The 22,359-nt window shown below is 65.5% G+C and carries 19 protein-coding genes; 9 read left to right on the top strand and 10 right to left on the bottom strand.

The annotated features are described in order from the left end of the window. Positions 1-36: 36 nt before the first annotated feature. From ACFXOO_RS08445 to ACFXOO_RS08435, 3 genes are read left to right on the top strand one after another with little or no spacing between them, the layout of a single operon-like run. A complete protein-coding gene (locus ACFXOO_RS08445; protein ID WP_378840997.1) occupies positions 37-1,437 on the top strand; it encodes an O-antigen ligase family protein in 1,401 nt (466 codons plus the stop codon). Further along, a complete protein-coding gene (locus ACFXOO_RS08440; protein WP_394563329.1) occupies positions 1,434-2,768 on the top strand; it encodes an O-antigen ligase family protein in 1,335 nt (444 codons plus the stop codon). Before ACFXOO_RS08445 ends, ACFXOO_RS08440 begins: the two co-directional genes overlap by 4 nt. A 40-nt stretch (positions 2,769-2,808) precedes the next feature. Then, the gene (locus ACFXOO_RS08435; RefSeq protein WP_378841002.1) at positions 2,809-3,780 is read left to right on the top strand and encodes a glycosyltransferase; all 972 of its coding nucleotides are present in this window, start codon (positions 2,809-2,811) and stop codon (positions 3,778-3,780) included. Here the strand turns inward: ACFXOO_RS08435 and ACFXOO_RS08430 are convergent, their stop codons facing one another. The 6 genes from ACFXOO_RS08430 to ACFXOO_RS08405 all read right to left on the bottom strand — a co-directional run bounded on the left by ACFXOO_RS08430 (position 3,781) and on the right by ACFXOO_RS08405 (position 10,131). Further along, positions 3,781-5,310 (bottom strand): metallophosphoesterase, encoded by a 1,530-nt coding sequence (locus ACFXOO_RS08430; RefSeq protein WP_394563328.1) that lies wholly within the window; start codon positions 5,308-5,310, stop codon positions 3,781-3,783. Between the two features lie 173 nt (positions 5,311-5,483). Continuing rightward, positions 5,484-6,224 (bottom strand): ABC transporter ATP-binding protein, encoded by a 741-nt coding sequence (locus ACFXOO_RS08425; protein ID WP_394563327.1) that lies wholly within the window; start codon positions 6,222-6,224, stop codon positions 5,484-5,486. Then, on the bottom strand, positions 6,224-7,015 hold the full coding sequence (locus ACFXOO_RS08420) for an ABC transporter permease (RefSeq protein ID WP_378841009.1): 792 nt from the start codon (positions 7,013-7,015) through the stop codon (positions 6,224-6,226). The genes ACFXOO_RS08425 and ACFXOO_RS08420 overlap by 1 nt, the downstream gene beginning before the upstream one ends. Positions 7,016-7,083: 68 nt before the next feature. Continuing rightward, positions 7,084-7,815 carry an SGNH/GDSL hydrolase family protein gene (locus tag ACFXOO_RS08415; RefSeq protein ID WP_394563326.1) on the bottom strand — a complete coding sequence of 244 codons (732 nt, stop codon included), beginning with the start codon at positions 7,813-7,815 and terminating at the stop codon, positions 7,084-7,086. Further along, positions 7,794-8,930 carry a UDP-galactopyranose mutase gene (gene glf, locus ACFXOO_RS08410; protein WP_394563325.1) on the bottom strand — a complete coding sequence of 379 codons (1,137 nt, stop codon included), beginning with the start codon at positions 8,928-8,930 and terminating at the stop codon, positions 7,794-7,796. The genes ACFXOO_RS08415 and glf overlap by 22 nt, the downstream gene beginning before the upstream one ends. Before the next feature lie 64 nt (positions 8,931-8,994). Beyond that, entirely contained in the window at positions 8,995-10,131 is a 1,137-nt protein-coding gene (locus ACFXOO_RS08405) for an NAD-dependent epimerase/dehydratase family protein (RefSeq protein ID WP_394563324.1), read from the bottom strand. Positions 10,132-10,294: 163 nt separating this feature from the next. On the opposite strand from ACFXOO_RS08405, the gene ACFXOO_RS08400 reads away from it, so the two are divergent. Then, positions 10,295-11,308: a glycosyltransferase family 2 protein gene (locus ACFXOO_RS08400; protein WP_394563323.1), complete on the top strand. Its 1,014-nt coding sequence runs from the start codon at positions 10,295-10,297 to the stop codon at positions 11,306-11,308. Here the strand turns inward: ACFXOO_RS08400 and ACFXOO_RS08395 are convergent, their stop codons facing one another. Beyond that, on the bottom strand, positions 11,309-12,490 hold the full coding sequence (locus tag ACFXOO_RS08395) for a hypothetical protein (RefSeq protein WP_394563322.1): 1,182 nt from the start codon (positions 12,488-12,490) through the stop codon (positions 11,309-11,311). A 165-nt stretch (positions 12,491-12,655) separates the two neighbouring features. On the opposite strand from ACFXOO_RS08395, the gene ACFXOO_RS08390 reads away from it, so the two are divergent. Genes ACFXOO_RS08390 through ACFXOO_RS08375 form a run of 4 tightly spaced genes read left to right on the top strand, consistent with a single transcriptional unit; the run spans position 12,656 to position 16,343 of the window. Next, positions 12,656-13,549, top strand: coding sequence for a glycosyltransferase family 2 protein (locus ACFXOO_RS08390; protein ID WP_394563321.1), 894 nt, complete (start codon positions 12,656-12,658; stop codon positions 13,547-13,549). A 43-nt stretch (positions 13,550-13,592) separates the two neighbouring features. After that, positions 13,593-14,318 carry a glycosyltransferase family 2 protein gene (locus ACFXOO_RS08385; protein ID WP_378841025.1) on the top strand — a complete coding sequence of 242 codons (726 nt, stop codon included), beginning with the start codon at positions 13,593-13,595 and terminating at the stop codon, positions 14,316-14,318. After that, positions 14,315-14,719, top strand: coding sequence for a DUF2304 domain-containing protein (locus ACFXOO_RS08380; protein WP_378841027.1), 405 nt, complete (start codon positions 14,315-14,317; stop codon positions 14,717-14,719). Before ACFXOO_RS08385 ends, ACFXOO_RS08380 begins: the two co-directional genes overlap by 4 nt. A gap of 10 nt (positions 14,720-14,729) precedes the next feature. Next, positions 14,730-16,343 carry a DUF2142 domain-containing protein gene (locus ACFXOO_RS08375; protein ID WP_378841030.1) on the top strand — a complete coding sequence of 538 codons (1,614 nt, stop codon included), beginning with the start codon at positions 14,730-14,732 and terminating at the stop codon, positions 16,341-16,343. Positions 16,344-16,347: 4 nt separating this feature from the next. Here ACFXOO_RS08375 and ACFXOO_RS08370 read toward each other — a convergent pair whose 3' ends face one another. The 3 genes from ACFXOO_RS08370 to ACFXOO_RS08360 are packed head-to-tail and all read right to left on the bottom strand — an operon-like array spanning position 16,348 to position 20,674. Beyond that, complete coding sequence (locus ACFXOO_RS08370; RefSeq protein ID WP_394563320.1) at positions 16,348-17,568, bottom strand: hypothetical protein; 1,221 nt, start codon at positions 17,566-17,568, stop codon at positions 16,348-16,350. Next, the gene (locus ACFXOO_RS08365; protein WP_394563319.1) at positions 17,565-18,797 is read right to left on the bottom strand and encodes an acyltransferase family protein; all 1,233 of its coding nucleotides are present in this window, start codon (positions 18,795-18,797) and stop codon (positions 17,565-17,567) included. Before ACFXOO_RS08365 ends, ACFXOO_RS08370 begins: the two co-directional genes overlap by 4 nt. Next, positions 18,794-20,674 carry a rhamnan synthesis F family protein gene (locus ACFXOO_RS08360; protein ID WP_394563318.1) on the bottom strand — a complete coding sequence of 627 codons (1,881 nt, stop codon included), beginning with the start codon at positions 20,672-20,674 and terminating at the stop codon, positions 18,794-18,796. The genes ACFXOO_RS08365 and ACFXOO_RS08360 overlap by 4 nt, the downstream gene beginning before the upstream one ends. A 400-nt stretch (positions 20,675-21,074) precedes the next feature. Here ACFXOO_RS08360 and ACFXOO_RS08355 point away from each other — a divergent pair, with 400 nt between their 5' ends. Then, the gene (locus ACFXOO_RS08355; RefSeq protein WP_394563317.1) at positions 21,075-22,358 is read left to right on the top strand and encodes a glycosyltransferase family 4 protein; all 1,284 of its coding nucleotides are present in this window, start codon (positions 21,075-21,077) and stop codon (positions 22,356-22,358) included. Position 22,359 lies beyond the last annotated feature (1 nt).

Here is a 22,359-nt window from a genome sequence, read left to right as displayed (position 1 = left end):
AGCCTACGAGCGCGTCCGGGGTACCCTGAGTGCACGATGGCCGTCTATTCGAAGCATCCGGTTGCGGCTCCGCCGGCGGCTCCCGTGCGCGAGAAGACCGGCCACCTGCTGCTGCGGGGCTGGTGCACGTTCGTGCTCTTCACCGCCGTCGCCGGAGTGGGCTTGATCAACGCGATCGGAGATCTGCCGACGTCGGCGCTCACGGTCGCGGGCGGGGTGCTCTCGGTCATCCTCTGGTTCACGGTGCGTCCCCCGGTGCAGTGGCGTCGGCTCCCCTGGTTCGTCGTGGCCTACGTCGCGTGGGCCGGAACGTCCATGCTGTGGTCGGCATGGCTGCAGACTTCCGTCCTCACGTGGCTTCTGCTGGTCATCACGAGCGTCCAGGCACTCTTCGTGGCGAGCATCCTCACCTGGCGTGAGCTGGTCAGCGCGATCGCCTCCGCGCTCAAGTGGGCACTGGCCCTCTCGCTGGCGTTCGAACTCGCCGTGTCGATCTTCGTTCAGGGCCCCCTGCTTCCGGAGTTCGTGATCCCCGACGAGAAGATGGACCCGATCGTCTACTGGTCGCGGGACAACCTGTTCGACGGCGGCCGCATTCAGGGGATCTGGGGGAATGCGAACCTGCTGGGGGCTGTCGCCCTCGTCGCGATCATCGTCTTCGCGGTCCGGTACGCCGCCGGCGCGAAGCGTCGCGGGTTCCTCATCGGGTGGATGCTGCTGGCGGCATACTTTCTGGTCCGGGCGAGCTCGGCGACCACCTACCTCGCCGCAGCCGCCGTGGCGGTGGTGCTCGTCACCGTCCTGCTGATGCGCAGCGCGGTGCGACCGGGCCAGCGCACCAAGTTCTACGTGGCGTACGCCGCGGTCGGCATCGGCGGCGGGATCGCCCTGTGGCTGTGGCGCGACGCGATCTTCACGGTGTTCGGGCGCAGCGCCGACCTGACCGGCCGGGAGCGCATCTGGGATGCCGTCCTGGCGCGGGCGACCGAAAGACCCCTGACCGGATGGGGCTTCGCGACGCCCTGGCTGGCGGGCGATCCCGCGTTCGACGGCTGGATCGTCGATCACGGTCAGACGGTGATGCAGGCGCACAACATGTGGATCGACGTCTTCCTGCAGCTGGGTGCCGTCGGGCTGCTCATCCTGATCGGCCTCTATCTGGCGTTCCTCTGGCGCGCCTGGTTCTTCGCCGTGGACCGACCGCGGTGGGACCTGCGGGCGGACCGACCGTATTCGCACCTCAGCCTCCTCCCGACTCTCCTCGTCACCGTGCTGCTCGTGCAGGGGTTCGCCGAGTCGGGACCGCTCCTGCTCTGGGGCTGGATGTTCGTCGTGATGTTCGCCTTCAAGATCAAGCAGTCGCCGCACGTCGGCGTCGGTCCGGCCGAGCAGCGACTGGCGATCGAGCGCGGCGAGCCGACCCTGAGCGAGACGTGAGCGAGGCCGCGCCGGCCGCTGCGTCCGGTCGCTGGGTGATCGAGGGCCTGGCCTCGGCCGAGCTCGCGCGCGCGTTCACGATCGCGTCGCTGGGCGCGGTGTTCAGCGCGGTGCTCATCCAGCGCACGGCCGGGCGCACGACGTACATCACGATCATCGTCGCCCTCTGCGTGATCGGCGCGGCGATGCTGTTCGCGCGACGGCGGGAGTATTCCCTGATCCGCCTGGTGCCCATGACCCTCGTGGCGTTCGCCCTGTGGGCGCTGGTGAGCGTGGCGTGGACATCGGATCGCCCGAGCACCCTCCTCGGGTGGGTGACGCTCTCGGGTCTGGCACTGATCGCGATCGTCATCGCCCACGTGCGCGACACGCTGCAGACCGTGCGCGCGTTGGGCGACGTCATGCGGTGGTTGCTGTCGCTGTCCCTGATCCTCGAGATCGTCTCGGGGGTGCTGATCGACACGCCGCTGTCGTTCCTCGGCATCCAGGGCAACATCGCGGCGTTCGGCCCGGTCCAGGGGATCTTCGGCACCCGCAATCTCCTCGGTTTCGCCACCGTCATCGGTCTCATCACCTTCTTCGTGGAGTACCGCACGCAGTCCGTCCGCACCGGGGTGGCGATCTTCTCCGTCGTTCTCGGTGGTGTTCTGGCGGCGATGTCGGACTCGCCGACCGTGTTCGTCCTCGCTCTCGCCGTCGTCATCGCCGCGGGCGCTCTCACTCTGGTCCGTCGCACGCGTCCCGAGCAGCGCCGGGCTCTGCAGTGGACGCTCGGCGTCGTGGTCGTGGTCGGTGTCGTCGCGGGCTATCTCATGCGCTCGCGCATCATCGCCTGGATCGGCGCGGGGTCCGACTTCTCCACCCGGTCCACTCTCTGGGCGACGATGTCGTCGTACGTGCGGTTCAAGCCCGTGCTGGGGTGGGGCTGGTTCGGCCCGTGGGATCAGAACGAGTTCCCCTTCAACACGATCAACTCCATCCTCGGTGCGCGGCACGCGTCGGCCCTGAATGCCTACATGGACGTCCTCCTGCAGCTCGGATGGGTGGGGCTCCTGCTCCTCCTCGCCTTCTGCGGCGTGGCCCTCGTCCGCTCGTGGCTGGTCGCGAGCGAGCGCCGGTCGATCGTCTACGCGTGGACGCCGCTCATCCTGGTCGCGCTCCTGGTGGACTCCCTCTTCGAGAGCTTCACCCTGACCGGCTTCGGCTGGGTGGTGCTCGTCCTGTGCGCTCTGCGTGCCGGCCAGTCCCGCTCCTGGCGCGACCGGATCGACGCGATCGCCCCCGGGGCGGAGCCGCCGCCGATCGAGGGTCCGCTCACCTCGCCGCGATAGGATCCACACGCCCATGACACTCGCAGCAGAAACAACATCCATGTCATCCAGCAGCACCTTCGACCCGGCCTCAGCCACGATCGCGATCGTGACCTTCAACCGGTCGCATCTGCTCCGCGGACTCCTCGAGAGCATCACACGCATGGACCCGAAGCCCGGCCACGTCGTCGTGATCGACAACGCCTCCACGGACGACACCACGGACGTCGTCGATTCGTACCGCGCATCCCTCGGCACGAAGCTCGTCTATCGCCGGCTCCCCACCAACACCGGAGGGTCGGGAGGCTTCAGCGAGGGTATGCGCACGGCCTACGATCTGGGGTCGACCTGGATGTGGCTCATGGACGACGACGTCGAGGTGCTCCCGGACGGTCTCGCCCGGATGGGCCGGTGGGCGCCGCACTACAAGAGCATCCAGGGACGCCGCTACGACTACGACGGCAGCGAGTTCTACTGGCAGTATCGTCTGTCGATCCCGCTGGGCATCCCGATCCCCTTCGCTCCTGCCGCGTTCGACGAGCGCGGCTATCGGCCGATGAACAGCGGATGCTTCGAGGGGATGTTCATCCACCGCGACGTCGTGCAGCAGATCGGGCTGCCCGATCCCCGATTCTTCATCTACTGGGACGACTCGGTGTACGGCTGGCTCGCCTCACGAAAGACGCGCGCGGTCATCGTGGACGAATTCGTCCTGCGCCGCACCCGCGAGATCCGCCAGTGGGACATGGGGATCCGGCACTTCAACGCCTCGAGCGACGCCTACCGGTACTACATCATGCGCAACCGTGGTCATATGCAGCACTACTTCAAGACGCAGGGAACCTACCGGCCGGTCTACTTCGCCGTGGGCTCGTTCCTGACGTTCGCGAAGGAGATCCTCCGCCTGGTCTTCGTGGAGCGCAAGGTCCGGGGCACGAGCAACCTGATCCGCGGCATCCGCGACGGTCGGAAGATCGCACGGGATGCCTCGTGGCAGCCGATGCCGCCGCTGGGGATGACCACGGCCGAGTGATCACGGCAGGATGAAGTTCAGACCTGTCAGAACGTTGACATCCCACGTCGCACCATCCGCCGGCGAGTAGACGTTCGTGCTGATGGTGCCACCGGAAACGTCCACCTGCGACAGACGAACGGGGTTCCCCGTGTTCGAGTGGATGGCCTGCAGCAGGTAGGCGACGTTGTTGCCCGCCGCCGTGGTGACGACCTTCGACACGGCTTGGCCGGTGTGCCCGCTCATCACCACTTTGACGTTCGCGTACGGGCCGACGAGGCGGTCGTACACGTACTGCGGGGAGGAGTCGCCGTAGCTCCAGCGGGTCTGGGACTGACCTGCGCCGTCGATGTTGCCGGCCGCGTCCAAGAACGAGTGCGTCTGAAGGACGACGTTGTGATCGGGGTGCGAGGCGATGACCGATTCGGCCCAATCCACGACGGTCGCCCGTGGCCAGAGCTCGAGATTGAGCACGAGCCAGTCGGCGCCCTCCGCCGCGAACGTCGAGAAGGTGTTGTCGACTTTGCCCGCCTCGAACGTCCCGGCCAGCGCCGAGTAGTCCGAAGGTTTCCAGAACTGGTTGAAGGTGGTCGTCGTCCGCTGGAACTCGCGGGTGCGCTTGCTGTCGCGTGCTCCCCCTCCCACGCCGGTCGCCATCGTGTCGTGGTTGCCGATGCTCAGCTGGTAGGGGATGCCTGCAGCGGCGATCGGCGCCATCCCTGCCTTGGCATTGACGTACTGCTCATGTTCATCCGTGTCCCAGTTGACGACGTCTCCGGTGTGAGCGACGAACCGCAGATCCAGCACCGAGCGCTGAGACACCAGCCACGTCGACCGGTCTGCGAATCGTGTGCCCCACACCTCCTGCTGCGTGTCGGGGTAGGTCGCGATCGTGAAGCGACCATCTCCGTCCTGCGGTGACGTCGGCGCCGCCGCCGGCGTTGCCGCGGGCCCGGCCGGAACCCGGAAACGCTCCGACTCGTAGGACCACTCCGACGGCCAGCGTGAGCGTACGACGTCGCGCTCGGCCGTGCTGGCGGTATAGAAGTGGTGCGCCACACCGGGACCCCAGAATCGATAGACGGCGTTCGTGTTCGCCACCGGTGAGCCCGCCGGGTAGACGTAGTACGCGACCCCTTCCTCCGTCCACGTCGACGGCCACGTCGCCACCACGAAGTCGCGCTCGGACTTCTCCGCCGTATAGAAGTGGCCGCGCAGTGACGCGCTCCAGAACCGGTAGAGCGGAACCGTCCCGGGGACCTGCGAGGTGTACGCGAAGAAGCGCGCACCCTCGTAGGTCCAGTCCCGAGCCATTTCGGTGACGACCTTGTCTCGCTCGGTCGGGTCGATCGTGTAGAAGTGCCCACGGAACGTCGTGCTGTAGAAGCGGTATACGGGCACGGCCCCTTCGGCGGCCTGCGTTGCGGCTGCCGGAGCCATCTCGGCAGCGGACGCGGGCATCCCCGCTGTCGCACCGGCAGGAGCCGGCGCCACCATCGCGAAGATCATGGCAGCGGCGATGGTGAGTACAGCGCGCGAACGGTGACGCATTCTTCCCCCTCTGACGTGCGGCAGATCATCGCGTGATGCGCACGGTCTTCGCACACCTCCGCGGCAGAGAACTCCCCGCACCTTCTGGGCTGATCCTAACCTCACCGAAAGCGCACCCGCGGACCGGCATGCTCCATACCCGCGCGGGAACATGCGGGGACGGCGGACGCCGGTCAACCGGCGTTGTAGTCGGCGTTGTAGCGATCCAGGACCTCGCGGATCGGGGCATCCATCACCAGTCCGCCCTTGTCGAGGTAGAGGCCCCGAGTGCAGAAGCGACGGAGGTCCTTCTCGTTGTGTGAGACGAAGAACAGGGTGCGGCCCTCTGCGAGGAGCTCGTCGATGCGCCGGTAGCACTTCTCCCGGAACGCCTTGTCGCCCACGGCGAGCACCTCGTCGACGAGGAGGATCGGCTCTTCGAGCTGGGAGACGACGGAGAAGGCGAGACGCACCTTCATACCGTTCGACAGGTGCTTGTAGGGCGTGTCCACGAAATCGTGGAGCTCGGCGAAGTCGATGATCCCGTCGAAGCGTCGATCGACCTCCCTGCGGGACATCCCGTGCAATCCCGATGTCAGCCGGACGTTCTCGCGCACGGTCAGGTCGCCGACGAACCCGCCGGTGATCTCGATCAAGGGCGCGACACCGCCGTGGACGACGACCCGCCCCTCGTCAGGCAGCAGCACACCCGCGACCAGCTTCAGCAGGGTCGATTTCCCCTGACCGTTTCGGCCCACGACGCCGATCGACTCCCCCGGCGTGACGTGGAAGGTGACGCCTCGCAGCGGCCAGAACTGGTTGGGCCGTGAACGTCTCGACGCCCCGGCGAACAGGTCTTTGATGCTGCGCCGTCCGCGCCTGTTGCGCCGGAATCGGACCCCGAGGTTCTCGACGCTGATGGCGTGGTCGGGCATCACAGTTCCTTCAGCACGGCGCGCTCGAGCCGCCCGAAGACGAACAGACCGAGACCGAGGAAAGCGAACGACATGACGGCACCCGTGAGGATCGAGAAGGTGTCCCACTGGTCGGGGAAGAACCCGACGCGCATCAACGTGAATATGCCGGAAAGCGGATTGAAGGCCGCCAGCTGCGGGAATACTCCGGGAAGATCTGCGACCCCGTAGATGATCGGCGACGCGTAGAACAGCGCGCGCAGGATGAGCCGGGTCGTCCGCTCGAGATCACCGTAGAGGACGCAGAGCGGAGCGACGAGCAGCCCGAGACCGACCAGCAGCACGACCTGCAGCACGACCGCGACCGGGAACCACAGCAACCCCCAACCGACCGTGGCGCCCGAGAAGATCGCGAAGGCGACCAGCACCGGCAGCGAGAAGAGGAACTCGATGCCCTTGCTCAGCACGATGCGCAGCACCCAGATCGATCTCGGGATGGCCGTGGAGCGCACGAGCCTCGCGTCTTTGTTGAACGCCCTCGTGAAGTCGGTGACCGCGGCGTTGAACCAGACCCACGGCAGGAGTCCGGTGATGAGGAAGACGATGTAGGGGACTTCACCCACGGTGCGTTGGAAGACCTGCGTGAAGATGAACCAGTAGATGAGGCTCATCACCAGCGGGTCGAGCACCGACCAGAGGTAGCCGAGCGCGCTCGTGGCGTATCGCACGCGCAGATCGCGGGCCGACAGCAGCCACAGCGAGTGGATGTAACGCCGAGGGGAACCCGGGGCTCCGACGGCGGTGGTGGTCACGGCATCGAGTCTAGGCGCGGGCGTTCGAGACGCCGAGCTCGCGTGCGCGCCGTGTCCCCGCGGCGCGGTCAGCACTCCGAAAGGGCTGTGCCGATGGCAGTGGCGGCAAGCGCGTACCCCTCGGGTGACGTGTGTATACCATCGGTCCTCAGTGCGGGCAGCCAGGTCCCGTCGCTCTGCCGAGCGGCAGACCACGGGTCGACGAACACCCACCCGCGCGCATTCGCGAGATCTGCGAACGAAGCGTTGAGGTCCACCGCCTGCATCGCCAGTGGATCGAAGGGCGCGATGGCGCTGAGGACGACACAGGATGCGTTCACCTGGGCGACGATCTGCTCGATGTTCTGCAGGACCGCCTCCGGTGCGACGCCCTGGCCGAGGTCGTTCGTGCCACCCATGACCACGAGGGCGTCGGCGTCCGTGGCGGGCGCCGCGACGATCCCTTGCAGCATCGCCGCCGTGGTGGCCCCGTCCATCGCCCAGCCTCCGACCGTCGTGTCCTCGGGTACCGGCAGAAGAGCCGCCCACGCCGTGCCGTCCGCCATGCCCCGCTCCAGCGTGCCGTTGAATCCCGTGGAGTTGGAGTCCCCGACCACGACGATCGACAGCGACGGCGACGGCGTTTGCGCTGGAGGAGATGTCGAACTGCGCGAGGGGGATGCTGCATCCGATGACGGCGTGGCCCCCGAGGATGCTCCGGCGGTCGCGCAGCCTCCCATCGCCAGCGACAGTCCGATGAGCGCCGTGCTCACCGCGACCCGCCGACCCGCACCACCCATCAGGCGAGCTGGTTGTGCCACATCGACAGCGCGGCACCGATCGCCATGTGCATGTCGAGGTACTGGTACGTGCCGAGGCGTCCTCCGAAGAAGACGTCCTGCTCCCCCTTCGCCAGCTCGCGGTAGGCGAGCAGGCCGGCTCGGTCATCCGGCGTGTTCACCGGGTAGTAGGGCTCGTCGTCGCGTGTGGCGAAGCGCGAGAACTCCCGCATGATCACGGTCTTGTCTGTCGGGTAGCGGTCGGCGCGCTCCGGGTGGAAGTGCCGGAACTCGTGGATGCGCGTGTAGGGGACGTCGGCGTCCGCGTAGTTCATGACGCTCGTGCCCTGGAAGTCGCCGACCGGGAGCACTTCCTGCTCCAGGTCGATCGTGCGCCAGCTGAGCGCACCCTCCGTGTAATCGAAGTAGCGATCGACGGGCCCGGTGTAGACGATCGGGAGCTGGCCGACGGTGGCCTTCTTGTGCAGAGGCTGCGACTCGTCGAAGAAGTCGACGCCGAGTGTGACCTCGATGTTCGGGTGGTCCGCCATGCGCTCGATCCACGCGGTGTAGCCGTCGGTGGGAAGGCCCTCCCACATGTCGTTGAAGTAGCGATTGTCGTAGGTGTAGCGCACCGGGAGGCGGCTGATGATCTCGGCGGGCAGGTCCTTCGGATCGGTCTGCCACTGCTTTGCGGTGTAGTCGCGGATGAACGCCTCGTACAGCGGACGACCGATCAGGGCGATCCCCTTCTCCTCGAGGTTCGCGGCATCCTTGACGTCGATCTCGCCGGCGAGTTCGTGGATCAGGGCTTTCGCCTCGTCCGGCGAATGCGCGGCTTGGAAGAATTGGTTGATGGTGCCGAGGTTGATCGGCAACGGGAACACCACGCCCCTGTGGTTCGTGTAGACGCGGTGCACATAGTCGGTGAACGTGGTGAAGCGGTTGACGTACTCCCACACCGTCGGATTCGACGTGTGGAAGAGGTGCGCACCGTAACGGTGCACCTCGATCCCGGTCTCGGGCTCGTCCTCGCTGTAGGCGTTCCCGCCGATGTGGTGGCGACGATCGATGACGGTGACTTTGCGGCCGGATGCTGCGGCACGCTCTGCGATCGTGAGGCCGAAGAAGCCCGAGCCGACGATCAGCAGATCCACGGAGGCCCTTCCAGCGCGGAGCGGCTGCGGTCACGACCGCCATGCCCGGGTGCGACGCGGACGGTCATTTGAGGAGATTCCGCGAGGCCAATTCATCTAGCGAGCGCTGGTACGTGTCGCCCTCGACGGGTTCCGTGAGAACCCACCGGACGAACTGGCGCACGCCGTCGTCGAAGGACGTCGCCGCGGTGAAACCGAGGACGTCCCGTAGGCGTGAGGTGTCGGCGACGTTGTGGCGGATGTCCCCCAGTCGATAGTTGCCCGAGATGCGCGTCGGCACCTCGGTGCCGAACGCCGAGAACAGAGCTGCCACGACATCGTTCACCGTCGTCGCGACGCCCGACCCGACGTTGAATGTCCCTCCCGCAGCAGCCGGATGCGTCACGGCGAGATAGGTCGCCTCGACGACGTCGTCGATGTAGACGAAGTCTCGGCTTTCGAGCCCGTCTTCGAAGATGTTGATCGACTTGCCCTGCCGGATGAGCGTGGAGAAGATCGACAGGATTCCTGTGTAGGGGTTCTTCAGAGACTGCCCCGGTCCGTACACGTTCTGGTACCTGAGCGACACCGGCTCGATCCCGATCACGGGAGCGACCGTCATGATCAGAGATTCCTGCATCTGCTTCGTGATGCCGTAGACGGAGGACGGATGAAGCTTGGCCTCCTCGTCCGTGGGGATGAGGATGAGCTCCTCACCGTCAGCGCCCAGCACACGGAAGTCTCCCTCTGCCAGGTCCGCGTCGGCGCGGTGCGGTGGGTAGACCACACTTCCGTCGCGTGTCTCGTACGCGCCTTCGCCATAGATCGAGCGCGAGGAGGCTACGACCAAGCGCCGCACGGTGTGGGGCTCGTTGGTGAGGAGGTCCAGAAGCTTGGCGGTGCCGCCGACATTCGCCTCGACGTAACGGTCGATCTCGTACATCGACTGGCCCGTCCCCGTCTCGGCGGCGAGGTGAACGACGACCGTCGCCTGTGCGAGTGCGCGGCGGATATCGTCGGTGCTCGTCACGCTCCCATGGATGACGTCGGCGACCCCGACCAGCGATCTCAGGAGCGGAGAAGACTCGGCCGGGTCGGCACCATGGACCTGGGGAATGAGCGCATCCAGCACCGTCACTGTGTGGCCGGCGCTGACGAGCCGCTTCGCGAGACGCGTTCCGATGAAGCCTGCTCCGCCGGTGATGAGAACGTGTTCAGCCATGGGAAGGGGAGACTCCAGTCATCGGGATCGGAAGCGAGGCTTCGCATCCGAGCTCAGTCCGCGTGTGGACCAGGGCAGAGTCTATCCCGCGTCGAGTCGTCCGGCAGATGCGGCCCGGCCACGTCCGAATGAGGTCGAAAAGCCTGGCGGATACAATCCACTGGTGTCCACTGACCACCTCGGTTCTGCGCGCGCGGTGTCCGTGATCGTTCCCGTCTACAACGCGGTTGCGCACTTGAGAGCGTGCGTCGCGTCGATCCTCGCTCAGACGCACCGGGATCTCGAAGTGATTCTCGTCGACGACGGCTCAACCGACGGATCGGGTGAGCTCTGCGACGAGCTCGGAGCGGCGGACGCACGCCTGCGTGTGATCCACCAGCGCAACGGTGGTATCGGTGCGGCGCAGAATGCCGGCCTCGATGTTGCCAGCGGCTCCTTCATCACGTTCTGCGACAACGACGACCTGATGAGCCCACATTTCGTGAAGCGGCTGTTGGACGTCCTCGTCGAAACGGATGCCGACATCAGCTGCTGCCGGTGGTGGAACGTCGGTGCGAGCACGGCCGCCGCGTCGCTCGCTGCGCACACCGACGACCCGCCCGGCGAAGTCCTGGTGTTCGACGATGCGGCGCGAAGCTACCAGACGGTGTTCAGCTCTGCGCTCAGACGGTTACGGCGCGATGAGCTTCGCTACTTCAGCGAAGCGAACTGGGGCAAGCTGTACCGCGCGTCCATGTTCGACGGAATCCGCTTCCCTGCCGGACGCTATGCCCAAGACGTCAGTGTCGCGATGGATCTGTACCTCCGTGCACGGCGCGTGGCATCCTGCAGTGATCGACTGTATTTCTGGCTGCAACGCGGTGACAGCGTCTCGCATTCGCTGCGATCTGCGTCGTATTTCCACGACATCCTTCGTGCCCACGCGCACTCCTTCACCGCGGCACTCGATCACGGGATCGTCCCTGCGCGGGCGTATTTCGGACTGACGGCGCTGCGTCGCGAACGGCAGAGCGTGCGCACAGCATCCGACGCAGCGATGTATCGAGAAGATCGCGCCCTGGTCTGCATGCTGAAATCGCGGTTGAGCGCACGTCAGCGGGCGCACTGCGCGGGGTTGAGCCTGCTTCGGCGCGCCGAGGTCTTGGTCTACGACCGCACCGTGCATCGTCGGCGCTGATCAGCGCCGACGGCCGACGACGAGGTGGTAGCCGGCTCCCACGAGGGGTCCCGCGATCAGGCCGACGACTGCGCGCGTTCCGACGTCGCCGGGCGTGATGGCGACGGCGACGATCGCGAGCGCGCACGCCAGAACCCACCCGGTAGCGAACACTCCATGTCGGCCCGCGGCGAGCACACGAGCACCTGTGACAGTCAATACCCCCAGACATCCCGATGCCACGACCAGCCACGCGAGGAGCGCTCCGGGGGCGTCGAAGCCGTCGAACAGCCAGACGAGTGCGTCAGGACCCCACAGGCCCGCGACTGCGGCGAGGAGTGGTGTGAGAACTGCCAGGCCGCAAAGAACGGTCAGCATGAGGCGGCGGGCGCGCTGGGGTGACGCACTGAATTGCGCGATGAGCATGCTCTGAAGCGCCGTCAGGGGCACAAGGATCGGCGCGCGGGTCAGCGTGAGCGCGAGGATGACGATTCCGAGCGCGACGCGGTCGTCGCCGGCGACGATGGAGAGGACGACCGGGAAACCGTTCACGAGGACCGCATTCGCGGTCGAGGCGATGACCGTGCGGCTGACGTTCATGCCGAGGGAGCGATACGACTCGTCGACGACCGAGTGAGCACGCAATGAACGCCAGCGCGCGGTACCGACGAGCAGGAGCGAAACGGGGAACGGGACCGCGACCGCCCACGCCAGCGCCGTCCCATCGGCCCCCGTCCACAGCACACCGGCGACCAGGATGAGACGCAGGATTCCGTCGATCAAGGGAATCGCCGCGAACGCTCCCCACCTCCCGCTTCCCGCGAGCACCCCGTTCACCGCGGCAACGCCGACGTAAGCGGCGACGGCGATCGCGAGAGGGTAGGCCCACGCGCTGTTCGCCGCACCGAACAGCGGACCCGCCAAGAGGAGGCCGGCGGCCAGCAGGGGTATGAGAAGCGCGGCGCTCAGCACCCCCGCGAACCGGAGCACAGACGCACCCCTGATGTTCTCCGACGTCGCCGGGCGAGCGTCCGACACGGCACGCGTCGCCTCCTGCTGCACGCCGAAGAGGATGCCCACCGCCATGAACAACGCCGCCCAGTACACCGAGAAAGATGCGTAACCGGCTGGCCCGAGCGCCGGAGCGACCACGAGCAGAACCACGAAACTGCTGGCTGCGGAGATGGCAGTCGCGGTGAGCACGAGAAGGAGTCCGCGACCTGGTCTGCGACCCGAAGCCGGCTCAACTCCCGATGCCATAGACCCTGCTTCCTCGCTAGCGCCCCAGCGCGGCCGTCCACACGTCTGGCCTACCATGATGCTGGAGCGGTTCGGCAAGTATGCCAGGGATTCAGAAGGGGCCGGGGAGTGAAGGCAGGCACGATCGACATCATCATGCCCTTCTACGGGGACCCCGCACAGTTCAAGGAAGCAGTGCTGAGCGTCCTCGCCCAAGATGATCCCGATTGGCGCCTCGTCATCGTCGACGACTGCTATCCGCAATGGGATCCGTCCGAGTGGGTGCAAGGGCTCGGGGACGCGCGGATCAGCCTGGAGCGCAACCCGGAGAACCTCGGGGTGAGCAGGACGTTCGACCGTTGCATCGAACTCGCCCGTAACGAGTACCTCGCCATCCCAGGGTGCGACGACCGCCTCCTCCCCACCTACGTGACGGAAGTGCGGTCACTCATCGGCGACGGGGGCCGGCCGGAATACGTGCAACCTGCCGTGGTCGTCATCGATGAGAACGGCCACGGGGCCCGCCCGTTGGCGGACCGCGTCAAGGCGCTGGTGCGGCCCCGGATATCGGGACCGACACCGCTGAGCGGAGACCTCCTCGCAACGACCCTGATGCGAGGCAACTGGACGTACTTCCCGGCCATCTGCTGGCGAGCCGATGTGCTTCGCCGGTTCCGCTTCACCGACAGATACGAAATAGTGATGGACCTCGCGCTGCAGATGGACATTCTGCTCGCGGGTGGGCGTCTTGTGGCATCGTCTGTCCCCGCATTCGAATACCGACGGCATTCGGCGAGCGCATCCTCGTACACGGCCAGCGACGGCACGAGATTCGTCGAAGAGCGTGACTTCTATCGGACGGCAGTGACGCGTCTGCGCGATGTCGGGTGGCAGCGGGCAGCCCGCGCTGCACGGCTGCGAATCACCTCTCGGCTCAACGCGCTGTCGAAGATCCCGAGTGCGATCGGACGTGGCCATTGGTCCGCCGCCACGGTCCTGCTGAGCCATGTATTCGCGGCGTGACGCGCATCGGTCGCCCTGAACGGCCAACCATATACTGGCACCCATGGTGTATTCCCTAGACCAGGTTCTGGTCGTCATGCCCGCCTTCAACGAGGCGGAGGTGATCGCGCAGGTGATCAACGAGGTCCGTGAGACCCTCCCCGGGGTCCACGTGCTCGTTGTGAACGACGGCTCGACGGACACGACCGTCGAGCAGGCTCGCGCGGCCGGCGCCCGGGTGCTCGAGCTTCCGTTCAATCTCGGTGTGGGTGGCGCGATGCGACTCGGCTTCCGTTACGCCCTGGAAAACGGCATCCCGGCTGCCGTCCAGCTCGATTCCGACGGGCAGCACAACCCTGCCGACGTCCCGGCGCTGATCGGTCAGCTCGCATCGTACGACGTGGCCATCGGCGCCCGGTTTGCCGGCGAGGGCGACTATGCGGTGCGTGGGCCGCGCAGATGGGCCATGCGATTCCTCTCCGGCACCCTCAGCCGCGCGCTCGGAACGGAACTCACCGACACGACCTCGGGGTTCAAGGCGCACGGGCCCCGGGCTATCGCTCTCTATGCGCAGGATTTTCCCGCGGAGTATCTCGGTGACACCATCGAGTCACTCGTCATCGGTCACCGCGAGGGCCTTCGCTTCACCCAGGTGGGAGTGGCGATGCGGGAGCGCGCGGGCGGAAGACCCTCGCATAACCAGCTGAAGTCTGCGATCTATCTCGGTCGTGCCTTCTTCGCTCTTGTGATCGCGTTCCTCCGTCCGCGCACGTCGACGCTCACGTCATGATTCTGACCCGCTATCTCCTCGGGATCGTCGGTGCGCTGCTGATCCTCGTCGTCGTCGTCGAACTTCTCCGAAGAGGCAAGCTACGCGAGCGACACACGTTCTGGTGGCTGATCGCCGGCACGCTGAGCTTGCTCGTCGCTGTCTTCCCGTCGATCCTGGAAGCGCTCGCGTCGGCGCTCGGCATCGACGTGCCGATCAATCTCGTCTTCTTCGTCGGCATCGTCGTGCTGTTCTTGGTGTGCATCCAGCAGTCCACCGAGCTCACGCGCAGCGAGGAGAGGACACGCACGCTCGCCGAGCGGGTGGCGCTTCTCGACGACCGGGTACGCTTCCTCGAGGAGCCCGACTCTCCTGTCGACTCGGAGAACGAGCACGACGGATCCTCAGGATCTGCCGCATAAACTGGCCCCCATGCCTTTCTCGACGGGTCCTGTCAGCGCGCGCTTCGATCATGCGGAAACCGACAGGCTCGCGAATCACGTCCCCGTCGGCAGAGTGCTCGTCGTCGCACTGTTGGGCTTCATCGCGCTGATCGGCTGGAGCTTCGCGTCGCCTGTCGGTGCGAGCCCAGACGACAACTTCCACATGACGAGCATCTGGTGCGCCCAGGGCGAGCGCCCCGGCCTGTGCGAGAACTCGGACGATCCCGGTCAACGCGTGGTTTTGGACGAGGTCGTGAACTCGTCTGTCTGCTTCGCGTTCGTGCCGGAGCACAGCGGTCGTTGCGACACGCAGCCGTCCGGTCTCGTCACCACGGCACACGGGAACTTCGAGGGTCTCTACCCGCCGATCTACTACGCGACGATGAGCATCTTCTCCTCGGCCGACGTGCAGACATCCGTTCTCATCATGCGTGTGTTCAACTCGTTTCTCGCCGTCGCACTCGCCACCGGCGTCTACCTCCTCGTCGACAGGAGGTTGCGCGCCCCGATGCTGTGGGGGCTCCTGCTCACGACGATCCCCACCGGGATCTTCCTCATCGCGAGCGTCAATCCGAGCGGCTGGGCGATCGTGTCCGCCGGCACGCTCTGGGTGGCGATGGCCGGGTACTTCCGAGCGCCGACGTGGCAACGACGCGTTGCGCTCGGCGGCCTTGCGCTCGTCGCCGCGTTGATGGGCGCAGGCTCCCGTGGGGACTCGGCCGTCTACGTGGCATTCGGCGCTGTTCTCGCGGCCATCATTTCTTTCGAACGCACTCGGCGATATCTCCTCTTGCTCCTCTTGCCCCTCACGGCGGTGGCCATGGGTGCAGCCTTCTACCTGGGCTCCAATCAGGTCGGTTCAGCGCTTGAAGGGGAAATGGCAGGTGTGCGCCCCGAGCGCGTAGACATCGTCAGCGGCCTGATCCGCACCATCATCGACATTCCCCAGCTGTGGGTCGGCAACTTCGGCGTTCAAGCGCTCGGCTGGGGTGACACGAAGATGCCAGCCGTGGTGTGGTTCACCACGCTGGTCCTCTGCGGTGCCGTCGCGTTCTGGAGTCTGTCACGGCCCCGTGACGTCCGGGCCAACCTGGTCGTCATCCTCGCCGGTGTCGCGCTCGTGATGGTGCCCAGCTGGGTCATCGTTCAGAACGGCGTCGAGGTCGGCACCCTCGTGCAACCGCGATATGTTCTGCCTCTGCAAGTGCTCATGATCGGTGTGCTGCTTTTCGGCGCCGGCGATCCTCGCTTCGAGACGTCTCGCGCGCAGCGATGGATCATCGTCATCGGGCTCGCCGGCGCCAACGCGTTGGCCCTGCACACGACGATGCGCCGCTATCTCACCGGCACGGACGCGCCCGGTTTCGATCTCAACCAGGGAGTCGAGTGGTGGTGGAGCAATGTGCCGGTGTCGCCCGACGTGATCTGGGTCCTGGGCTCGGCGGCGTTCGCCGCATTGCTCATGGTCGTCGCCGGCGTCTTGAGCCGCACGCAGACGGCGCCGGACCATCTCTCAGGCAAACCAACAGGGGACGGCGATCGCGCCGACCTCGGCGAGACACGCACGATCCGGCGGTCTCAACCGACTCCCGAGACTCCTTGAGTCCTCAAGACCCGCCGGGCAGAGCCGGAGGAACCTGGGCGAAGTAGCGCTCCGCGAAGACGTAGAGGACAGTGTCCGCGTCACATCTCGCCGCCTCGGCGACGACATCGGGGCGCTGCTCAGGGTAATCCAGGTTGTGGCGCAGCTGACAGGTCTGCTCGAACGCCTGCGACCACGTCGGGGCGAGCGCCTCACCCATCGAGTCGCGCATGATCAGCGCCCGCCCGACGCCGGACGCCGATGACGTCTGAGCGGGCATATCGAGGAGGCCGACCGTGCCGTCCGAGGGGCCGTCCTTGGGCACGCCGTCGGTCCCCGTGATGGTGGAGCGGACCGGCGCCGCAGGAGGGAGGATGGGCGTCGCCCAGTCGTTCGCCGTCGAGGTGTTCCCGTAAGGCGTGAACTCGTTCGGCGCCACGCCGAGCGCGATACCGCTCATCTCGGGGACCTTCACCTGCGACCACACCGAATCTGGATAGAGGGACGCGGCGCAAGCCACCGTCTGTTGCCACGCCGCGTATGCACCGTACGGATTCCAGTGGGTGTTCACCTTTGAGTAGACGGGACCTTCGCTCTTCGCCTCCTTCATCGCCCCGCGCGCGTCGACGACGGGCAGATCCCCCGACAGTGCGAGAAACTGCTCCAGATGGGTGAAGCCCTGGATGTCATCCGCCCACTCGGGCAGCTTCTCCCGATAGAGCTCCCACTTCGCGGGGGCGACCACGATCACCAGGTCACGGCCGTCCCTCTGCAGATCCTCGTCGAGGGCACTGAAATACGCGAGCCATTGCGACAGTTGCTCGTCGAGCCAGGGAGCTCGTCCCAGCGCCTGCGAGATGTTGTACGACTGCTGGTCGCCCCAGAACTCGAATCCGTCTCGTCCCTCGACGCGCATGCCCCCGGTCTCAGGATGCTCGGCGAACACCTGCTCGGACGCAGCGGTCCGATCCCCCGCCCAGATGTCGGCGGGGTGCGCCGCGAAGTCCTCCGCCACGCACGTCTCGGGCAGAGAACTCTGCTGCGATGACTGCGTGAGGACCTCTTCGCGTAATTGGTCCGCTTGCGCCAGCGATGCCTGTTGCGTGCCGACGCCGATGCCCGTCATCACGACGACCGCGATCATGAGGAGGGACAGCGGCACGAAGTAGAGGACGCGTCGCCCCCGGGAACGCGGCTTCTCCTGCTCCACGCTGTGCAGCGAATGCAGCGGAGAACTGGCACTCACGAGCCCGGTCCGTCGCTCGCGCGGAGCGAATCCGCGAATCGGGTCGACGAGAAGTCAGGGTTCACGATCTTTCGCTTCGCGCTGAGGGTGAGGGGCGAGAGTAGTCGCAGGAAGGCGGCGAGCCATTTCGGCGTCCAGTCCTTCAACGACATCGCAGGCTTCTCGATGAGATGCCATGAGGCGATCGCCACGATGTGCACGACGACGACGACCGTCAGGAGGTAGATCACACCGCCATGCTTCTGCAGACCGAAGTAGGTCGCGAGAGTCATGATCGGCCAGGCGTAGATGTAGATCCCATACGAGAAGTCGCCGAACCGCGCCCACCGCGTCAGCGGCAGACGTACACCGCACCACATGAGGAAATAGAGGAACCCGAACTGTCCGAGGACGTTCCACCCGCCGAAGGCATAAGTGAAAAGACCGAGACCGAGCATCCCGATCGCGGCCCGGTCGTCAATCGGGATCTTGTCGCCGTGCAGCGCGAAGAGCATGCCGAACGCGAACGGCGCGAAGAACATCAGCATGAACGGATCGGCGAAGACTCTGTTCAGTCCCGCGATGTCGCCTGCGCCCAGCCACTGCAGGGCGTTCAGGCCGATCACGGTGACCGCGAAAGCCGTACCGAACCGCTTCGAAGCCAGCGCGCCGAACAGACCCAGGAGCCCTACGACGATGTAGCAGAGGAACTCGTACGACAGGGTCCACGCCGAGCCGTTCCAGTCTCGTGCGCCGTGGAGCGTGAAGTACGGCACCGTTTCTCCGAGACCGGCGATGTTCCGCTGGCTGAGTGTCAGGAACATGTTCTCGGAGAAGTAGGTTTTCGGCGACTCGACGACCGTTGACCAGTAACCGTCGAAGGTCCCGTACACGACGCGCCACGCGAGGGGTGCCATGACGAGAACGGTGAGGATCAGCGCCGCCCAGAACCCGGGCATGATGCGCAGAAGGCGACGCCAGAAGTATCGCCAGATCGTCGAGCGCCCCTGGCGCGATTTGGTGATGAGGAAGCCCGAGAAGAAGAAGAATCCCGCGACGGCCACGCCACCCAACGACTGCTCGTCTGAGATCTGGACTCCCAGATCTTCCCCGCCGTACAACCCGGCGACCGGCCCGGCGTGCGAGAAGATCACGAGGAACGCCATGAACCATCGGAGGAAATCGAGCGAGTTCGACCGTGGGTCGAATGCCAGCGCGAGCGTCAACGGGCCGTTGCGCGCACCACTCACATCCCGCTCCGCTTCGGCGCACGCCGAGCCGCCCACACCCGCCGATATGTCCTCCGGCTGGCGTCGAAGGCGGGGTAGAACGCATGCGTGAGACGGGGGAACCTCATCTGCACGACACGCTTGCCCATGCCCACGATGGTCGGCGGTACGAGGAGCCGCTCCTGGTAGGCGCGTTGCTCCATGACGGTACCCGGGAGGCCCTGGCTGAGATTCTGAAGTTTGAATTCGAGGAACGGGTAGTTGATCGATGCGAGGTCGGTGCTCTGCACCGTGTACACGGGCATGCCCGTGCTCAGAGAGGAGTATGTGAAGAGACGCTCGATGACGTGGGCGATCGACCCATCCCCATATGGCTGATTCTCGAAGTCCGACCAGGTCAGGCCGGCGTCGACGAGTGTGCGAAGCGCCCGAGGCCGTGCGATGAACATGGAACCGAGGGCGGACAACGGCGTCGACTCGTCAAGAGGGGTACTGATGCCGAGTCGCTCGCACAATGCGGCGGCAGGCTGCTTGTTCAGGAACCATCCCTGACCCATCGTGGGGAAGCCGATATGGATGATCGGAGGGATGAGCATCCCGATCTCGGGCCGCTCCGCGAGCAGATTCACGACGTTGACGGCATAGTTCTCCGAGTGCAGGAGGTTGCCGAACAGGTGGCGCTTGAACCATCCGCCTACCACTGCGCCGTCCTGCGGAGAGCGTTTGGAATGCAACTTCACGACGATGTCGTAGTCGTCGCTGCGCAGGAGGTCCGCGCAGCCGAGCAGGAAGGCGGACACATCCCGACCGGCGTTGGACTGCGTCACTCGGACTTCGAAAGACGGCACCTCACGCGCAGAGAGCGCCGTCTCCAGCAGCGCGCGCTTCTGCTCCGTATCCGTCGTGACGACGACATGACGCCGACACGGCAGTCGCTCCGCGTAGTCCATGAGCTCGTCGATCATGTCCGCGTAGAAACAGTGGATCGCAACCAGCGCGTGCATTTCGCGGGTGCGTGCGTGCTGTTCCTCTGTGACCTCGAGGGCGTCGGAGTAGATCCGATGCAGAGAGAAGTTGGTCGCGGCGACTCGCGGCTCCATCGTGCGAGCGACGTTCTCCCAGATCAGCTCCAGCGGGTAATCCGAGGTCTTCTCCAGAATGTCGATGACGTCCCGACCGATGATCGCATGGTCGGACATGTAGAGCGGGTCGTGGAAAAATGTGCGCCGCTTCACGATGGGGCATCGTTCCGCAGTCAGTTGCACGACGTCGTCGAGGACCGGATTGTCACCCGGGAAATCGGTCCAGCGGTACACCACATCCCAGCTGAATCCGCGTTCCTCGAAGTACTTCGCAAAGCGTGCTTCGTGCCGGTCGACGGACTGCTCGTAGCTCGTGATCATCGGCATCGTCGCCCAATAGTGGCGGAATGCGGGCGAGACCAGGAGCGATCTGCGTACCGCGAGCCAGTGCGATTGGATGTGACGAGGCAGCACACCTCCCGTCGCGAAGTAGTGCGGATCGACCTCGCCGTGCTCGGTGATACCCCAGAAGTCGACGTCCCAGGAATCCGTCTTCTCGAACATCTCGGAGAAGGGGTAGACCGGCCCGAACAGTGTGTAGTTCAGGAGGATGACCTCGTCGTACTCCTCGAGCCGCTCGAAACCGAAACGCTCCAGGGCTTCTTTGTAACCCCAGACGTCGAAGCCGATGTTCTCCCGTTCCCATACCTCGTCGGCTACTCGCTCCAACTCGACACGGCCGCTCGGCGATACGGGTCCGTTGGAGATGACGATCACTTGCTCGACGTGCTCGCGGAGCTTTTCCAGGCAGTATGGGATGTAGCGGTCGACGACCCCTTCCTTTTCCCAGAACAGGTAAAAGGCGATGCGCTTCACGGGGCTCCTCACGGCCTGGACATTCCGCACGAGTATAACCGTCGCACCTGCAGGCACCCCGTCTGCTCGACTCCCCGACACACGCGCCCTCGTGCCTGGCGCCACAGCGCCGGATAGGATCGTGTTCGCCTGTGGCTTGTCCCGGAACGCGTCTCCCGCACCCCGGCACACAGTCGTGTCTTGCCACCTCGAACCGGGAGAATCGTCCATGCATGTGCCCACTCAGCCCTCCCCCTCGAACGGGCCCCGACGCATCCTGATCGTCAGTCCCGATACCTTCGGTCGCAAGATGGGTGGGCCCGCGATCCGCGCCTGGGAGATGGCGAAGCGGCTTTCAGCGGTCACCGAAGTCCGACTCGTCTCGATCAGAGAGGCGTCTCTGTCAAACGATGACTTCGAGGTGCTCGCCGTCGACGGCGACGAGTTGCGTCGACAGGTGGAGTGGGCCGACGTCGTCATCGCCCAGGGCGAGGTGTTCGCGCTGAATCCCTGGCTGGCGGAAACCGACGTCGTGATCGTCGCCGATGTCTACGACCCGCTCCACCTCGAGGTGCTGGAGTCCGCCAAAGACGAAACTCCGGAGGGACGCAGCTTCCTCACCAAGTACTGCGTGGATATGCTGACGACCCAGTTGCGCCGCGCGGACTTCGTGATGTGCGCCTCGGAGAAGCAGCGCGATTTCTGGCTCGGACATCTCGGCGCTATCGAGCGGATCAATCCGGCGGTCTACGATGCGGACCACAGCCTGCGCACCCTGATCGATGTCGTGCCGTTCGGTGTATCGGACGATGTCCCGAGCCAGACTCGACACGGCATCCGCGGGGCGGTGGACGGAATCGGCCCCGACGACAAGATCATCCTCTGGGGCGGTGGCGTCTACAACTGGTTCGACCCGCTGACCCTGATCAGAGCGGTGCGCCAGCTTTCGCAGTCCCACCCCGAGGTGAAGCTGTATTTCCTGGGGATGACCTATCCCAACGCGGCTGTGCAGGATTCGAAGATGGCGGCACAGGCATTGAGTCTTTCGGAGGAGCTGGGTCTCACAGACACCCATGTCTTCTTCAACATGGGCTGGACGGACTACGACGACCGGATCAACTACCTGCTGGACGCCGACGTGGGTGTCAGTACTCATTTCAGTCACGTGGAAACCGCTCTGAGCTTCCGCACGCGAATCCTCGATTATCTCTGGGCTGGTCTGCCCATCGTCGCGACCGACGGCGATGGATTCGCGCCGCTCATCCGCGACAACAGCCTCGGCGAAGTCGTCGCTGCGGAAGACGTGGATGCACTCGCCGCGGCTTTGGAACGGACCCTGTTCAACAGCGACACCGAGAAGCTCCGCGCGAACGTGAGAGCGTTCGGGGAGCGCTATCAGTGGGATGTCGCGCTTGAGCCGCTGATCAGGTTCTGTGTGGATCCGAAGCGCGCCGCGGACCATCCGACGTCAGGTGTCGACCCGCTGGAGGTGGGACGGGTCCAGCACATCGAGATGCTCGAGGCGAAGATCCTCGAGCTCGACAGGCAACTGGGAACCGTGCGCGACAGGCTTGGGGCTGTGCGCGACAAACTCGTGAGCACCCGCGACGAGTTGGACAGCGTCCGCGAGAGCACGTCATGGCGGCTGTCGGCACCGGTGCGGATCGTCGGACGGCTCAGATCGCGAGTGCGCCGCGGCCGCTGAA

The organism is Microbacterium sp. P03 (assembly GCF_043556235.1).
In the GTDB taxonomy this organism is placed as follows: domain Bacteria; phylum Actinomycetota; class Actinomycetes; order Actinomycetales; family Microbacteriaceae; genus Microbacterium.
This window is presented reverse-complemented; position numbering and strand designations above follow the sequence as displayed.

Bases quoted from the DNA above. Each gene is read 5' to 3' on its own strand.
- ACFXOO_RS08445 (WP_378840997.1), top strand. From the start codon at position 37: ATGGCCGTCTATTCGAAGCATCCGGTTGCGGCTCCGCCGGCGGCTCCC.
- ACFXOO_RS08435 (WP_378841002.1), top strand. From the start codon at position 2,809: ATGTCATCCAGCAGCACCTTCGACCCGGCCTCAGCCACGATCGCGATC.
- ACFXOO_RS08430 (WP_394563328.1), bottom strand. From the start codon at position 5,310: ATGCGTCACCGTTCGCGCGCTGTACTCACCATCGCCGCTGCCATGATC.
- ACFXOO_RS08425 (WP_394563327.1), bottom strand. From the start codon at position 6,224: ATGCCCGACCACGCCATCAGCGTCGAGAACCTCGGGGTCCGATTCCGG.
- ACFXOO_RS08405 (WP_394563324.1), bottom strand. From the start codon at position 10,131: ATGGCTGAACACGTTCTCATCACCGGCGGAGCAGGCTTCATCGGAACG.
- ACFXOO_RS08385 (WP_378841025.1), top strand. From the start codon at position 13,593: ATGGTGTATTCCCTAGACCAGGTTCTGGTCGTCATGCCCGCCTTCAAC.
- ACFXOO_RS08380 (WP_378841027.1), top strand. From the start codon at position 14,315: ATGATTCTGACCCGCTATCTCCTCGGGATCGTCGGTGCGCTGCTGATC.
- ACFXOO_RS08375 (WP_378841030.1), top strand. From the start codon at position 14,730: ATGCCTTTCTCGACGGGTCCTGTCAGCGCGCGCTTCGATCATGCGGAA.